The sequence below is a fragment of the Bradyrhizobium sp. BEA-2-5 genome (assembly GCF_032918025.1).
Lineage (GTDB): Bacteria > Pseudomonadota > Alphaproteobacteria > Rhizobiales > Xanthobacteraceae > Bradyrhizobium > Bradyrhizobium pachyrhizi.
Genome location: NZ_CP136629.1, coordinates 6,917,876 through 6,933,065 on the forward strand (window position 1 = coordinate 6,917,876; position 15,190 = coordinate 6,933,065).

Genomic DNA, 15,190 nt, shown 5'->3' on the forward strand with positions numbered 1-15,190 from the left:
GCTTTATGATTGCTCCTTATGATCATCTAGCCACATTCGTCCTTCTCGAACCAATGATGGAACATTGTTGCTTCGGGTAAGTTGCCCCTGCAGAACCGCTCAACCCTTGCTTCGGGCTTCCTACATCAACTGACGTTCGGTCCGCTTCCCGGCTCATCAGCGATCTGATTCCACAACGCCCGGATCATGTCCTTCATCACCAGCGCCTCGCGCCAGCGGTCAAAGAGTTCTCTGCCATCGGAACCAGTGATGGCGTAGGATGGCGGCCCGAGCTTGCAGAGGAATGTCAGTATCGCATCCGGCCCGGCGCGCCTCCTCCAGGACGGGATGCTGTACGCCCACGAACTCGTGAATAACTCCATCCAGCCCTGGTGCCGCGGAAAGCCCAGAGAGATCTGCACCTGCTCGCGGCTGGCGATACGGCCGAGCACGCCCCAGGCATTGTCGAGAATGCGATGAATCAGCGCATGGTTGACGTCGTCGACAGGCCAAGCGAATTCTCGGCCGCCAAAAAAATGCGAGAGATCGGCCGTCAGTCGCAGGTCCGGAAAGCGGTCAAGGAGCTGCAATATGAAGAACAGGTCCGTCGTCATACGGTCGCCATGTGTTTCGACATGCACGGCCACGCCGGCCTATTCAAAAAGGCGGCGCCAGCCTTCCAGCAGCGGAATACAGCCTGCGAGCCGCTGTGGGCGGACGTCCGGCTGCAGGATCACATGATCGGCGCCAAGCCGCGCCACCAGCTCGAGCTATCCGCAGTTGCTGTGCCATGGATCAGGCCCTCTCCAACATAGATCGCGAAGACCGTGCGGAACATCGCGTCTGCGCGGCGTGGCTCGAAGTCGTAGACGTCAGTGGGCCTTGGCCGCAAGGGCAACGAGCTCTACGTATGCTGGCTTTTCTTTGTCCACCACTTCGGAGACGATCATCCCAGAATGTTTGTAGGCCTGGGCCCACGCATCGCAAGTCATGCGGTTTTCCACTTTTGCGGGTCAAACAAGGGTTGCGTTCGGTACGCTTCTACGACCATTACAAAGATTGAGTAATGCAATGAGCGGCGTGCTCACGCTGAAATTCGGTATTCGAGGGCTTCCTTCGAAGAATTTCAACGACCGTGGCCATCGCGGTATCAGGATCGGGCGACGTGATCAAAGGGGCCGATGTTATGTGCTGGTCTTGACATACTCAATTTCCTTCCGCTGCGCAGCTCAGACGGAACGGACGTAACCGCCGACAGGCATTGCGGTCCGATGTCGGTACCGCCGCGAATCCGGGCCTTTCCAAAAGGTGTGTTTTGCTGCGCATCCGGCGTTAGTGCGCTAAATTGGTCAGGGGGTCAAATAGGGTTAAGCGCTCGCCTCTGCCAACTTAAAAAAAACCGAAGCTGCCGTCGGCTGCACGGCCATCAATCATGGGCCGCCGAAAGCCAGAGGACGAACGTTCGTCATCAAATTGCGCAAGGAAGCTGAGCTGATGCGCAATAACGCTGGTAAAGGTATGAAGAAAATCAAAAGCTTCTGCTGAGGAGGCGCATACTAAGAAATACGCATGCAAATCGGTACAAGGCGGGCACGTCCCGCTAAAGGCGCTAATCTGCTACCGACGCTCAGGCAGAATGATGCGCGCCTCCGAGGGCAGTGTACCCCCGGCATCAGTGCTGTGGCCACGATAAGCACCGCCGTCTTGTCGCCACCCAGACACCAGAGGCCTGCGAACCGTTCTAGCAGGCTGTTGAAAAAGGCACTCGTCGGCCACCGGCGAGCATGATTCATTGGCTCCGATGAGATTCGGAGGTGGTGGGTGCGCGGCGGCGACAATCGAACGGGCAAGCTGTTTAGCTACGTTGATCTGGAGGTGCGGGTGCTGCGTGATCATCCGCTGCGAGCGATCCGGACGATCGTGAACGAGGCGCTGGCGGCGCTGGAGCGCGAGTTTGCCGAGCTCTATTCGCCGATTGGGCGGCTGTCGATCCCGCCGGTGAAGCTGCTGCGGGCGACGCTGTTGCAGGCGTTTTATTTGATCCGCGCGGAACGGCTTGTGAAGAGCGGCTGGAATACGACCTGCTGTTTCGCTGGTTCGTCGGAATCGGCGTCGATGACGCGGCCTGGGATCATTCGGTGTTCTCGAACAACGGCGACCGGCTGCTGGAAGGCGACATCGCGGCGAGTTCCTGGCGGCGGTGCTGGCGCAGCCCAAAGTGAAGAAGCTTCTGTCGAGCGATCACTCTCGGTCGATGGCACGCTGATCGAGGTTTGGGCCTCGATGAAGAGCGTCAAGCCGAAGGACGGCTCCGGCGAGCCGCTGACGTAAGGCGGCGGCCTCAATGCCGATGCGGACTTCCACGGCCAGAAACGCTCGAATGACACCCATGCTTCGACCACCGAGCCAGACGCAAGGCTGTATCGCGAGGGCAAAGGCAAGGAGACGAAGCTGTGCTTCATCGGCCACGGGCTGTTGGAGAACCGCCATGGCCTGCTGATCGACGCCTGCCTGTCGCAGGCCGACGGGCATGCCGAGCGGGTGGCCGCGCCGCACATGATCGAGCCTAGCGCCGACCTGCCGACAACGATCACGCTTGGCGCCGAAAGCCTACGATGTCGGAAGACTTCGTCAACGAGCGGCGCTCGGTGAAAGTGACGCCGCATATGGCACAGAACACCAGCGGCCGCCGCTCTACGATTGACGGGCGAACGACCCGGCACGGCGGCTATGCTGTCAGTCAGCGCATCCGCAAGCGGATCGAGGAGGCATTCGGCTGGATCAAGACGATCGCGGGGCAAGAGAAAACCCGCTTCCGTGGCCGTGATCGCGTCGGATGGCCTTTACCTAATGCGCTGGCCCACCACCAATGAGCGCGATCCAGAGTCGTTTGCAAGAAGTATCGGAAGCAAATGTCCTTCATCCAGAACTACCTACTCATGGAGCGCGCCGAGGCCGGATTGCCGCCCTTCTTACTCGCGCCAGCTCGACGGTGGAACTTCGATTCCTAGAAAGAGTCCTAAACGCTTTTATTCGGGCGTGACTGCAAAGTCGTGCGCTGGTGGACGACCAGTCGTGTATCTCCCCATGCTACGATCGAAAGAGTATCGAAGCTCGCTTCTTTAGCTACCTCGCTGGCCCCTCAAACTCATTTCCATAAGGCTTCCGATTTACATGATCCGGCGAAGTGATTCAGCCGCATCACTGAAGCACGTGCTAGACATTCTCGAGCTCGAACCTGTCGCGAAAAACCGGTTCCGCGGCCGCGGCGCGGATCTGAACTGGGGCTACGTCTTCGGCGGACAATTCGTGGCCCAGGCGCTAGTCATCTGGAACGCAAGTTCATCACATTAGTTGATGGCTCGAATCTTTGTAGAGGAGAGCGCTTGTGGGGAATGCAGGTGTGAGAGGCCGGCCGATCGCGCCGTTAGTGCTCAGTCCGCAGGAGCGCACGTACCTAGAGAGGCAAGTTCGTCGTCATCGTGTCGCGCGGTGCTATCTGAGCGATGCCGCGCGATCCTGCGATGTGCGGATGGCCTGCCAAGCAAGTCTGTGGCTGCTGAACTCGGCATCCATGAACACACCGTTGGCAAGTGGCGCCGTCGGTTTTTTTAGAAGGATCGCTGTGATGGCCTGCTTGATGAAGCCCGCCCGAGCCGCCCTCGCACCATCGACGACGATCAGGTTGCTGAGGTAATCGAGCGGACATTGCGTACGACGCCGGCCGACGCGACGCACTGGTTGATCCGCTCGATGGCTGCGGAAACTGGCTTTTCCCACACCACGATCCGCCGAATGTGGTCGGCGTTCAGCTTGCAACCGCACCGTAGCCAGACATTCAAGTTGTCGAGCGATCCACTGTTCGTCGACAAGGTACATTGTCGGCCTTTATCTATCCCCACCGAACCGAGCCGTTGTCCTCAGCGTTGATGAGAAAGCCAGATCCTGGCACTCGATCGCGAGCAGCCGGTCTTGCCGATGATGCCTGGGATGCCAGAACGTCGCACGCACAGTTATGTGCGACATGGCACGACCACACTGTTTGCCGCGCTCGATGTCGCTTCCGGCTTTGTCATTGGCAAATGCTACAAGCGTCATCGGGCGGTCGAGTTCTTGAAGTTCCTCAAGGAAATCGACGCTCAAATCCCCGAGGGGCTTGCGGTCCACATCGTCATGGACAACTACGCCACCCACAAGACACCTAAGATCAAGGCGTGGCTCGCTCGCCGGCCGCACAACCATGTCCACTTTACGCCGACTTCCGCGTCATGGATCAATCAGAACGAGCGCTGGTTCGCTGAACTCACCAGAAAGCAGATCCAGCGAGGTGTTCACACCTCCGTCAGACAGCTCGAGGCCGACATCCGTACCTTCATCGAACTGCACAACAATAACCCGAGGCCCTTCAAATGGACCAAGTCTGCAGACCAGATCTTGGCTTCCGTCAAACGCTTCTGCCACAAAGCCCAGCAGACTTTATGCGGCGAACTTTAGATTCACGTGACTAGCGGCTGCCGAGCAGACCGTGCGTGAGGATATGGCGGCGCTGACCGCACATTGTTCGCCTTGGACTGGCCACACCACGACTTCGATCATCCGCGGAGCCTAGCGCGGCTGCCGCTGACGCCGGAGCAGCGCAGCAAGATCATGGGTGAGAACGCGCTCAGCCTCTTCAAGCTCCCGATGCCCGAGAGTCTCACGAACAAGGAGAAACAGCGAGCATGAGCGACAATCACGAGGTGGCCGGGCACGCCGCCGAGCCCGAGACGAAGGCGCTCTGGTCGGCTCGGACGCCAGTCGAATATCCAGTCGGGCCGGCAAGCGAATTTCCGCCCGGTGCGCACAAGATCGTTCAAGTTGGCTCGCAGGAAGTTGGGGTGTTCAACGTCAATGGCGATCTGCATGCCCTGATCACTGTTTGCCCACATCAATACGGCCCAGTGTGTGCTGGTCCGGTGGGCGGCGAGATGAGCTATAACGCCACGACGGGTTGGAAATTCCACTGGAGCCGGGATGGGGAGGTCCTCATCTGCCCGTGGCACGGGCTCGAGTTCGATCTGGCCACGGGTCGCTGCTCGCGCCAAAGGAGATTCGCCTACGCAAATGCCAAGTGAACGTCGTCGACGGGAGGTTCGCGTGAGCCTCGCCGCCGGCTGAGTGCCGTATCGACTATTGCCATTGGGGGTGTTCATGTTCGTGGTCATTCGTCGAGACCCAGATCGATGCTGAGGGGCGCGCCGGCAGGACTGCCTACCTTGCTAAGCTCGTACAAAGTGCCGACGGGGCGGTCGAGAAAGAACTCGGCCTTGAGGTGTTTAGAAAGGTCGAGCGCTGGCGATGCTGGCTTGGCCGAACGAATTGTTTTTGGCGTGGCGCTGGTGGCGGATTGATAACGAGGACGCCGGCGGCGAGGTGCTCGTTACTGTCGACGGCAACGGCAACCTAATCCAACTTGAACACAACGGAGCGGAAGAGCTGATCGTCGACGACGGAGCTCGGGTCCTGGCGACGGTCGGATTCCGCCCGCCACCCGCGAACGTTTTCTGTCGGCCTGCGTATCCAGGCGTTGGCAGGACTCCATCGCTGACGAGTCGCGAGTCCGGCCGGGCGTTCCTTGGAAGAAGCCTGTAGCAAAAGTCGATTAATTCTGCAGGGCCACTCGCCCGTCGGCAACATGTGTTCCATGATTTGATGCGAAAAGAAAAAAATGTAGCGCAACTCCTATTACTGATTGGCATCTAAATTGAATGTCTCATCAGCACCGTTGGTTTGGCGCAAGCCTACACCAATGAGGATAATGCGGAAGCAAAATGATAACGCGACAGAGTACTATCTCGCGCCGAACAACAAAATGGGTTAGCTAGGAACACAGAAGGTGAGCAACAATGCGGACCGGAGCGAAGATGCTGCAGTCAGCCGAAGGCGGCTGGAACGCGTCATTATCGTCGGCAGTGAACAAGCGGCCGTCGAGTTAGCAGTATCGTTGCGACAGCACAGCTTCGCAGGCTCCGTGATCCCCATCGGCGAAGAGTTGGCTCTGCCCTATCAGGGGCCGCCTATCGAAGGGCATCGATCCGGCGAGCGGGGCCGCGATGCTACTGCGCGCGGAGAATTTCTATGCTGCCAATTCGATCGCGCTACGCGTCGGGACGGTTGCCGAGCGCATCGATTGCGACGCCCGCATTGTTGTGCTGACCGGCGGCACACCTCTCCTTGCGACATCTCATGCTCGCCACGGGTGCGCGCAGCCGAGTGCCGGCCATTCCGGGCTTCGACGTTCGCACGTCACTGGAATTTCGCACGCTTGCCCATGCCCACAACCTCGCGGCGCGGCTTGTCGAATTCGCCACATCACCATCGCCGGGCGCGGCTTCATTGGCTTTGAGGTGGCTTCTCTGCTGCGAAGCCACAAGATCGAAGTCGATGTGATCGAAACCTCCGATCGGCTGATTGGCCGCGTGCTGTCGCCGGTGATAAGTGATTACTTCCGCCAGTTTCACACCAAGGCCGGGGTCCGCTTGCGGTTTCGCAATGCTATCCGATCGGTCGGCAAAGATGCGGCTCGTGAGGTGGTCGCGCTCGCCGACAGCACGACGATCAACACGGAGGCGATCATGATGGCGGTCGGCGTGTTGCCCAACGACGCGCTGGCGGCCGCCGCCAGGCTCGAGGTAAACGATGGGATCGTGGTTGATGCGCACCAGCGATCCCGCAATCTCTGCGATCGCGGACTGCGCCGCTCATCCGAACCCGTTCCGCAGCGGCCTCGTACGGCTGGAATTTGTGCAGAACGCGATCGACCAAGCACCGTCGGGCTGACCGGATCGCCCGCGCCTTACCGCAGCCTGCCGTGGTTCTGGTTCGATCAGGGCGGCGCCCACCTGCAGATCGCCGGACTGACCGTTGATCCCGACAGCGCGGTGCTGCGTGGCGAGCGGCGCGTTCTCGGTTTTCCTTTACAGGGGAGATCGAGCTGATCGCGGTTGAAAGCGTCAACAAGCCTAGCGATCACGTGTTTGGAGGGCGTATCTTGTCTGCTGGCTTGTCGGTACCCAAGGCAATGATCGTCGACACTGGCGCAGACTTCAAGCAATTCGCCGCTGCGGCTGTGGCCGTGAGGAGTTGTCGGTCACCTGATCGACGGGCCGTAGCTTTACCTCACCGTCGCGAAGGCGCGGTTATGATCGTCCACAGCTTGCTTTGCTGGTTCCGCGAGGGTCGTAATCAACGTTAATCTCGTCGGCGAGCGCGAGGGCGCGAACCTCGACTAGGTCTGTGATCGAGGGTGACGACGAGACCCTGCCTGCCGATGTGGATGTGATGTTCAATTATAGGACGGCTCTCATGTCTTTTAGGTCTCAGGGTCCAAGAAAAACGTCTGTTCAACCATGGCGGCCATAATAGTCATGCCGTGTGTGTCAGCGTGAGGCGGTCCGGGGGCATGTTGGCGTGGTGAACGGGCGATCAATGACGGCGAGCGTCATAGTCGCCAAACACAACAGAGTGCCCCTATTTTGGAACGGGTCGTGTCTCACGTCACGATCACTGACCCGCATCATTTTCTTTTTGGGCACCGGCTTGAGGTGCTGAAGGAGCGGTCGGGGGCGGTCCCGCCTACGTCGTTGTCGCGCTGCCGGACGGCCGGCCGCGGGCAGTTCGGATCGCGTCGACGGATCTTGTCGAGACGCCGATCACGCCTCGCCCGAACGCCGCCGATCTGCCGCGCATCAGTGCCCGTACGCTGATCCCATTGATGCAACATTTGAGCGCGACTCTGAGCCGTCGTCCGTGAAGAACCATCCAAGCGGTTGATCAAGAATCGGTTTTCCGGGCGAGACGTCGCTTGCCGGTTTTGGGCTGGACGATCGCGATCGCCGTAGGCCTCGCCCGACGCCAACCGGACCTGCGCGGCGAGAAACCGATCACCACTAATGACCAAGCGGGTTTGTCGAGGGAGCGGAATACATATCCCCCATGGCATCGAGATTTGGCAACCTGCCGCGGGCCGCGGCCGAGCGCTGCGACAAGGAAACTCCGATCACCTTCGGGAATGTCGGCTGACCTTCGGCGAACTCAACGCCGAGATCGACCGTGCGGCGCGCGCACTGCTGGCACGCGACGTGAGCAAGGGAGAGGTCGTCGGCCTGTGGGTCACGAACCGGATCGAATTCACGATCGCGCCGTATGCGACCCCCGCGCGGATCGGCGCGATCGCAGCCCCGATGAACACCCGCTATCGTGAACATGACGTCGCCTATGCGCTTCGCCTCGCTGAGTGCAAATTGCTGTTCGTCGTCGAGCGCTCCGGTTCCCTCGGACATGTCGATATCCTGAAGGCCGGACTTCCCGGATTCGACGGTAAGCATTTCGAGCGCACGGACTCCTTCCCGCATTTAGCCCACATCGTCATCATAAGCGATACGCCGAACGGCGGACCGCAGTCTGGGCGCTTCCTCGACGATGCCGGACGGGCCTCGGCCCATGAGCTCGAGGGGGCGCCGCAGAGGTGAAGGTCGACGACATCGCCATGTCCCTGGAACCGTCGATCGAGCAGATCGCGATGGTCGGCGTCCCTGCCCCCCGTTTGATCGAAGTGCCCTGCGCCTATGTCGTGCTCAAGCCAGGCATGGAATGTTTGGTCGAGGACGTGAAAGCCCGCTGCAGGGGTAAGATTGCCAGTTTCAAGATTCGGCACTATGTCGTACCAGTCGATGCCTTCCCGATGACTGCCTCGGGCAAAGTGCAACGCATTCTTCTCCGAGATCGAGCGAAGCAGGAGCTAGCCTTCATTTCAGTAAAGGCCTAGCGATCGCCGAGTGGTTCCCCGCATCCGTTGAACCAGCCAGCCGGCCGACACGTATTGGCCGCGCAAGCTGGTGAAATGCTGACATCGGCATAAATGTCCTGTCAGGTTTAGAACACAGTGCGCACAAAAGGCCAGAATTTTTAAAGCATGGTCAGGCGTTTGGTGTGCTTATCAGCACTGGCATGGTCATTGCTTTAGCCTCAGCAACAGCGATTTAGAGCTGAGAGCATGTGGCGCTCACCTATTCGCATCATATGAATAAAGTTGTTCGACTGAGAACCCCGAAGCTTTGAAGGTACTACCATGAGCGAAGCAGCTTTGATCGATCGTATCATTCCGTGTAGCGACGTCGTGAAACGCGCCGCGCGCATCGGTGCTGAAATCAGGAATATCAAGCTCTCGGGCGATTTGCCGAGCCACACAATTGCTGCAATCAATAGCTTGCTACTCGTCCACAAGGTGATCTTCTTCCGCGATCAGGATCATCTCGACGACGCGGAGCAGGAACGCTTTGGTATTCGTTTGGGAAAGCTAGTACCGCATCCGACAATCGATAGTATAGAGGGAACGACGTCAATCATCGAATTCGATTCAGCCCGCGGAGGTAGCCGGGCTGATGTGTGGCACGCCGATGGGACGTTCATCGCTGCCTATCCCAAAATTTCGGTGCTGCGAGCCATCGTGATCCCACCTTTTGGTGGAGATACCGTCTGGTCGAACACTACGGCTGCTTACCTGGATTTGCCGCTGCCGCTGCAGCGGCTAGCCGATGAACTTTGGGCAGTCCATACCAACGGCTTCGAATACGCCGGAAAGGCTCGTGTCCGCGAAATCGACAAGAAGCATTTTGATGAGGTCTTTACCAGAACCATCTTTGAGACCGAGCATCCCATCGTACGCGTACTTCCCGAGACCGGTGAACGTGCGCTGGTGCTCGGCGATGTGGTGCAGCGCTTTGTTGACATTGGCAAACGTGATGGCCAGAAGCTGTTCGAGCTTTTCCAGTCCCACATCACCGCGCCCGAGAACACCGTACGCTGGACCTGGCAGGCCGGTGACCTCGCGATCTGGGACAACCGGGCAACCCAGCACTACGCCGTCAACGATTATGGCGATCAGCACCGCGTCGTCCGCCGCGCCACCATCGATGGTGATGTACCAGTTAGCGTCGACGGCCGGAGCAGTGTGACGCGCCTCAAGGTCACCAAGCAGCCGCCCATGGAGGCCACCTAGCCCCACTCGAATCCACGGAAAGTTCACTTGTGCAGCTTCTACCTTGGCGGACGTTCGCTGCTTTCTAAATCCACAGTAAGCGGCGCGCACGGCGAAGTAAGATTCGACTTTAGTCGCCGCCGCCGACCTCGTCAGCCGCCTTGGACTACCTTGGAACAGACTAAATTCCGCCGTACGTACGGATCTGCGGTTAGGGGCCCCTTTTCGGAAAGGGGCTGCCCAAGCTCAAGCAGGATTCGGTACATCAGCAGGCGTGTGAACGTCGACCACCGGGAAGGGCTCGTCCATCAGGACGATTCTCCTCTGGTCAATTGCGACACGCTTTCGCTCCGACGCACAGCCGACGCCGATAAGGCTCCATAGGTCCCTTTAGGCCGACCGTGGCGGGCAGGCCGAGCCTGGCACGCGCTCCAACTTGCCCTGAGAGACGAGCCCGAGCCATGTCTTTCGCTATAGAAGCAAGGAGTACGCGATTGTCCGACGATAGACCCAATATCGATCCGTATCCGCTCGGCCTTACGTCGCCTGGGCCGGCAACCGCAACAAGGACGCGATCCTGAAAGTATTCGAAGAGCTCTTTCCTTCGAAGGGTGACGCGCTCGAAGTAGCGACGGGTGCCGGATCACATATCAACTACCTCGCGCCGCATTTTCCGACCGTTCGGTTTCAGCCTTCCGATTACGACCAAAGTGCTTTCGAGACCATCAAAAGGAAGCGCCTCGAAGGCGATAACAATAACAGTGCTGATCCCGCTCTGATTGATCCCGTCAACCTGGCCGGATGCCGGTGAGCAGCTCTAGGTGTTTTGTCCCAAGCTTTGATGGTGCATCCTTATCGCACGATTCGAAGGATGCGCTATGGGACAAGTTTTACACGGCTGCGCCACCACGACGGAGGCGGTCCGTCGAGCAATACAAAATAGTCAAGAGAGCCTGAGAGCGCTCGCCAAGCGCTACGGGATCAACCAGAAGACTGTCGCGAAGTGGAAGCAGCGCGACACCGTCGCTGATCTTCCGACTGGCCCAAAGGAAGCCAAGTCGACTACCCTTTCCATCGAGGAGGAGGCAGTCATCGTCGCTTTCCGACGGCATACGCTACTGCCGCTTGACGATTGCCTCTATGCGCTCCAGCCGACCATCCCGCATCTGACGCGATCATCTCTGCATCGCTGCCTCCAGCGCCACGGCATCAGCCGATTGCCGGAGGTCGAAGGCAGCAAGCCTTCGAAGAAAAAGTTCAAGGCTTATCCGATCGGCTATTTCCACATCGACATCGCTGAGCTCCAGACCGCTGAAGGCAAGCTCTACCTCTACGTCGCGATCGATCGCACCAGTAAATTCGCCTTCGTGCAATTGGTCAGCAAGACGGGAAGAACCTCAGCCTCGGCCTTCCTCGAAGCTCTGATTGTGGCCGTCCCCTACAAGATCCACACGGTTCTCACCGACAATGGGATTCAGTTCACTTTCCCGCCGCGTTACGCGGATGGTCCGACGGCAAGATACGTGACGCATATGTTTGATATGCGCTGCCAAGAGAATGGCATCGAGCATCGGCTGACTAAGATCAAGCATCCCTGAACCAATGGCCAGGTCGAGCGCATGAACCGCACGATCAAGGAAGCGACCGTCCAACGCTGCCATTACGATCGACACGATCAGCTCGAAGCTCACCTTGCCGACTTCATCAACGCCTACAACTACGCTCGGCGGTTGAAGACCCTGAAGGGCCTCACACCTTACGAATACATCTGCAAATGCTGGACTTCCCAGCCAGAACGATTCAAACTCAACCCGCTCCAGAAAATGCCGGGACTAAACAGGATACCGCGGAAAGCGAGGTTGATCGATGAAGCTTCGCGGGTACGCCTACAAAGCTGCTCATGTTAGCGGGTTGGTACGCTGGCGATGCGACTTCGGCCATGCACATTCTGAGGCGCTGGCAGAGACTCGTTTCCATCCCTTTCGTCTGAAACAAAATAGGAGCATGTCGGTGGATGGCTTCAAACCTGAAGAAATCATGAGCGTTCAGTTCCTGTGAGTGATCGGTCCAGCTCAGCAAGTGCGGCAGCGAAACGCATCTAACTCATGTTGCGGTGGTTAGCGCGGCCTTCCGACGCAGATAGCGATCCCCTTGTCCGTTGCTGGTCAATTTGTCGCTTCTGCTAGGACGATCTGTTATTCACTGCTGACTTCGCCTTGGGTCGCACACGTATCAGCCCTTCTTGAGCGGCCGAGGCCACGAGACGTCCCTCCCGAGTGTAGAAGCGGCCGCTGGCGAAGCCGCGGGCGCCGTTTGCCGATGGGCTGTCCATAACAAACAGGAGCCAGTCGTCCATTCGGAAGGGACGGTGGAACCAGATGGCGTGGTCGAGGCTGGTGGATTGGATGCCGGGAGTAACCCATGTCGTGGCGTGCGGCCGCATGGCCGTCGACAAGAGGTTCAAATCCGATACATAGGCGAGCAGGGCCCGGTGAAGGGCCGGACGATCCGGGAGCGCGCCCACGGCACGGTACCAAACGCTGCGCTGCGGCGGCTTTGCTTGTGGGTTCAAGATGTCGATGGGATCTACTGGACGGATCTCGATCGCACCTTCCAACAACAATTGCTCGCGAGCCGCGTCCGGCATCTTATCCATGTACTTGCGAGCAATCTGTGCCTGCGACAAGAGTCCCTCAGGTCCGGGCGTCTGCGGCATAAGGTCCTGATGCTCGAATCCGACCTCTTTGTGCTGGAATGAGGCTGTCATGGTAAAAACGGTACGACCGTCCTGAACCGCGTCCACGCGCCTCGTGGAGAAGCTCATTCCGTCGCGAATTCGTTCCACCTCGTAAATGATCGGCTGGTGCTCGTCGCCCGATCGCACGAAATAGCCGTGCACCGAATGAGCGGCCTGATCCTCACGAACTGTCTGTTCGGCAGCCGCCAGCGCCTGGGCAACGAACTGTCCACCGAACACGTATCCCCACTTCAGGTCCACACTGCGACCGCGGAACCGGTCTGTCTCGACACGTTCGGGCTCGAGAACGTCAAGCACATGTTTCAATGAAGCAGGTGAGTCACTGTGAAGGGTCATGTAAATCGGAAGCCAATATCGAAATGAGTTTGACGCCCCACCGAGTTAGCTAAAGAAGCGAGTTTCGGCTCTCTCTCGGCCCTACCATCGGGAGACACTCGACTGTCGCTCCGCGAACGCACGCCCTTGCAGCTTAGTCCGAACCGAAGCCGTTCGACTCTCTCCAGGAATGGAAGTCCCATCCACATGACCAGCCATCCTCGAGTTGGCGCGAGTAAGCAATGCGGAATCTGGTCTCGGCGCGACCCGTGAGTAGTCCTGGACGAAACCCATTTGTTTCCGATACTTCTTGCAAACGACCCTGGATCGCGCTCATTGGTGGCAGGCCAGCGCATTATCCTAGTCTGGACATCCCAATTGTACTTTCTCTCCCGCCATCGTGGGGTAAAGCTAATCATTGCCCGAGACACAGGTGACCAACGTTCACTGGGACAGGCGGTTCACTGGTTCCTGAGCTGCTCGGCGCGCCTGCGCAGAAGGTGCGCAACGGCGAGAATCGAAGCAGTGAGGATGGTCGTGAGCGTTGACACGGCCGCGATCGTGGGCTCGATCTGGAAGAGTAGATCATCCCACATGCGTCGTGGCAGAGTCACGGCGCCGGATCCGGAGAGAAACAGAGTAACGATCACGTCATCGAATGATGTGAGGAAGGCGAATAGCGCGCCGACAAGGACGCCGGGCCGGATAAGCGGTAACGTGACTTGCAGCAGAGTAGCGCTAGGCGTCGCACCAAGGCTCAAGGCCGCTTGCTCGAGCCTGGGGTCAATTCCGGCTAAGCTTACGCTTACACTCGTCACGACAAACGGCACGGCAAAGCAGGTGTGCGCCAATACAACGGCTCCCGGCCTGCCCACCAGGCCGTAGCGCGAAAAGGAATAGTAGATGCCAATCGCGACGACGATGCCCGGTACGATCATTGGCGAAAGGATCAGGCCAGTCGCGACCGTCCTTATGCCTCTCGGCAGGCGCGCGATACCAATCGCGGCAAATGTTCCCAGGATGGTTGAAAGCGCCACGACAGCCGCCGCTACCCAGAGGCTCAGCCAAGTTGATTGAAGCCAATCTGCACTGCCGAAATAGGCCTCGTACCATCTCAAGCCAAAGCCGGGCGGCGGGAACGTGAGATAAGACACCGAGGAGAAGGAAACTACGACCACCACGACGATCGGCAGCGCCAGGAACAGCAGGAGGAGCGCCACTAACGCTTGAAGAAGGAAACGGGCCGCGGTCATCACCTGCTCATCCTGAATGCGTTGCCTACGCCGGGCACAAGCTGAGCCATGCCGATCAGGGTCAATGCGGTCGCAAGCAGCACGACCGAGAGAGTGGCCGCGTATCCCCAATTGAGCAATTCCACCTGCTGCGCGATCAGGATCGACAGCGAGATGTCGGCCGAGCCTCCCACCAATGCCGGCGTGATGTAGAAGCCTAGCGCCAGCACGAAGACCAGCATTACACCGGCCGCCACGCCGGGCATCGACAACGGAAGAGTGACTTGGCGAAAGGTACCCAAGGGTGTGGCGCCGAGGCCCGAAGCGGCTCGCTCCAGCGAGGGATCGATCTGCCGCAGGGAATTGGCAATCGGCAGAATAATATAGGGCAGCAGGATGTGGATCATCGCAATGTGTGTTGCCATTGTCGTGTTAAGCAGCCTTAGCGGCTGTTCGAGTAGGCCGAGCGCCAGCAGTGCCTCGTTGATTACACCGTGACGACCCAACAGCACCATCCAAGCGTAGCTGCGCACCAGCACTGACGTCCAGAACGGTAGCAGGACAATGATCATGATAATAGGCGCGCTCGAACGCGCGCGTGACAACGAGAGTGCCACCGGATATCCCAGCACCAGACACCCGAGCGTGACAACCCACGCAGTGCGGAGCGTGATCCAGAAGACCCTGAGGAAGACTGCATCGCTGAACAGCGATGCATAATGGCCGAGCGACCAGGTCGGATCGTTGAGGCTGCGCAGCAGCATGGTCACAACGGGGACAGCGTAGAACACCGTCATGTAGACCAACAGGGGCCCAGCGAGCAGCCATGGAATGATCCATGGGAGCGCGCGATTCCTTAAGGAGAAGTCCCTAGGCTTCATAGGAGAA

At 58.8% G+C, this 15,190-nt stretch carries 11 protein-coding genes and 4 pseudogenes; 11 read left to right on the forward strand and 4 right to left on the reverse strand.

Translation table 11 applies throughout. The features are described from left to right. Window positions 1-125: 125 nt before the first annotated feature. Complete coding sequence (locus tag RX327_RS32355) at window positions 126-626, reverse strand: hypothetical protein (protein WP_317248271.1); 501 nt, start codon at window positions 624-626, stop codon at window positions 126-128. A 1,174-nt stretch (window positions 627-1,800) separates the two neighbouring features. Between RX327_RS32355 and RX327_RS32360 the strand changes: the two are divergent. From RX327_RS32360 to RX327_RS32405, 11 genes and pseudogenes are all read left to right on the forward strand, one after another. Next, window positions 1,801-2,852 (forward strand): annotated as a pseudogene (locus tag RX327_RS32360) (IS5 family transposase). A gap of 515 nt (window positions 2,853-3,367) precedes the next feature. After that, a pseudogene (locus RX327_RS32365) lies at window positions 3,368-4,473 on the forward strand (IS630 family transposase). Between the two features lie 72 nt (window positions 4,474-4,545). Beyond that, the gene (locus RX327_RS39375) at window positions 4,546-4,704 is read left to right on the forward strand and encodes a hypothetical protein (protein ID WP_410712210.1); all 159 of its coding nucleotides are present in this window, start codon (window positions 4,546-4,548) and stop codon (window positions 4,702-4,704) included. Then, window positions 4,701-5,093: a Rieske (2Fe-2S) protein gene (locus RX327_RS32370; RefSeq protein ID WP_317248272.1), complete on the forward strand. Its 393-nt coding sequence runs from the start codon at window positions 4,701-4,703 to the stop codon at window positions 5,091-5,093. Before RX327_RS39375 ends, RX327_RS32370 begins: the two co-directional genes overlap by 4 nt. 978 nt (window positions 5,094-6,071) lie before the next feature. Beyond that, a pseudogene (locus RX327_RS32375) lies at window positions 6,072-7,213 on the forward strand (FAD-dependent oxidoreductase). A 697-nt stretch (window positions 7,214-7,910) separates the two neighbouring features. Then, the gene (locus RX327_RS32380; RefSeq protein WP_317248274.1) at window positions 7,911-8,489 is read left to right on the forward strand and encodes an AMP-binding protein; all 579 of its coding nucleotides are present in this window, start codon (window positions 7,911-7,913) and stop codon (window positions 8,487-8,489) included. Further along, complete coding sequence (locus tag RX327_RS32385; protein WP_317248275.1) at window positions 8,486-8,785, forward strand: AMP-binding enzyme; 300 nt, start codon at window positions 8,486-8,488, stop codon at window positions 8,783-8,785. Before RX327_RS32380 ends, RX327_RS32385 begins: the two co-directional genes overlap by 4 nt. A 303-nt stretch (window positions 8,786-9,088) precedes the next feature. After that, window positions 9,089-10,018, forward strand: coding sequence for a TauD/TfdA family dioxygenase (locus RX327_RS32390; RefSeq protein WP_317248276.1), 930 nt, complete (start codon window positions 9,089-9,091; stop codon window positions 10,016-10,018). Window positions 10,019-10,574: 556 nt separating this feature from the next. Next, on the forward strand, window positions 10,575-10,808 hold the full coding sequence (locus RX327_RS32395) for a DUF938 domain-containing protein (RefSeq protein WP_317251368.1): 234 nt from the start codon (window positions 10,575-10,577) through the stop codon (window positions 10,806-10,808). A gap of 67 nt (window positions 10,809-10,875) precedes the next feature. Continuing rightward, window positions 10,876-11,904 (forward strand): annotated as a pseudogene (locus RX327_RS32400) (IS481 family transposase). Further along, complete coding sequence (locus RX327_RS32405) at window positions 11,864-12,055, forward strand: hypothetical protein (protein WP_317251454.1); 192 nt, start codon at window positions 11,864-11,866, stop codon at window positions 12,053-12,055. The pseudogene RX327_RS32400 and the gene RX327_RS32405 overlap by 41 nt, the downstream one beginning before the upstream one ends. 124 nt (window positions 12,056-12,179) lie before the next feature. Here the strand turns inward: RX327_RS32405 and tesB are convergent, their stop codons facing one another. The 3 genes from tesB to RX327_RS32420 form a co-directional block, all read right to left on the reverse strand. Next, on the reverse strand, window positions 12,180-13,091 hold the full coding sequence (gene tesB, locus RX327_RS32410; protein ID WP_317248277.1) for an acyl-CoA thioesterase II: 912 nt from the start codon (window positions 13,089-13,091) through the stop codon (window positions 12,180-12,182). A gap of 440 nt (window positions 13,092-13,531) precedes the next feature. After that, window positions 13,532-14,323: an ABC transporter permease gene (locus RX327_RS32415; protein ID WP_317248278.1), complete on the reverse strand. Its 792-nt coding sequence runs from the start codon at window positions 14,321-14,323 to the stop codon at window positions 13,532-13,534. Continuing rightward, window positions 14,323-15,099: an ABC transporter permease gene (locus RX327_RS32420; RefSeq protein WP_317248279.1), complete on the reverse strand. Its 777-nt coding sequence runs from the start codon at window positions 15,097-15,099 to the stop codon at window positions 14,323-14,325. Before RX327_RS32420 ends, RX327_RS32415 begins: the two co-directional genes overlap by 1 nt. Between the last annotated feature and the right edge of the window lie 91 nt (window positions 15,100-15,190).

What these genes read in the sequence shown, in the direction of transcription:
- RX327_RS32415 (WP_317248278.1), bottom strand. Translation starts at nt 14,323, where the DNA reads ATGACCGCGGCCCGTTTCCTTCTTCAAGCGTTAGTGGCGCTCCTCCTG.
- RX327_RS32370 (WP_317248272.1), top strand. Translation starts at nt 4,701, where the DNA reads ATGAGCGACAATCACGAGGTGGCCGGGCACGCCGCCGAGCCCGAGACG.
- RX327_RS32380 (WP_317248274.1), top strand. Translation starts at nt 7,911, where the DNA reads ATGACCAAGCGGGTTTGTCGAGGGAGCGGAATACATATCCCCCATGGC.
- RX327_RS32420 (WP_317248279.1), bottom strand. Translation starts at nt 15,099, where the DNA reads ATGACGGTGTTCTACGCTGTCCCCGTTGTGACCATGCTGCTGCGCAGC.
- RX327_RS32405 (WP_317251454.1), top strand. Translation starts at nt 11,864, where the DNA reads ATGAAGCTTCGCGGGTACGCCTACAAAGCTGCTCATGTTAGCGGGTTG.
- RX327_RS32390 (WP_317248276.1), top strand. Translation starts at nt 9,089, where the DNA reads ATGAGCGAAGCAGCTTTGATCGATCGTATCATTCCGTGTAGCGACGTC.
- tesB (WP_317248277.1), bottom strand. Translation starts at nt 13,091, where the DNA reads ATGACCCTTCACAGTGACTCACCTGCTTCATTGAAACATGTGCTTGAC.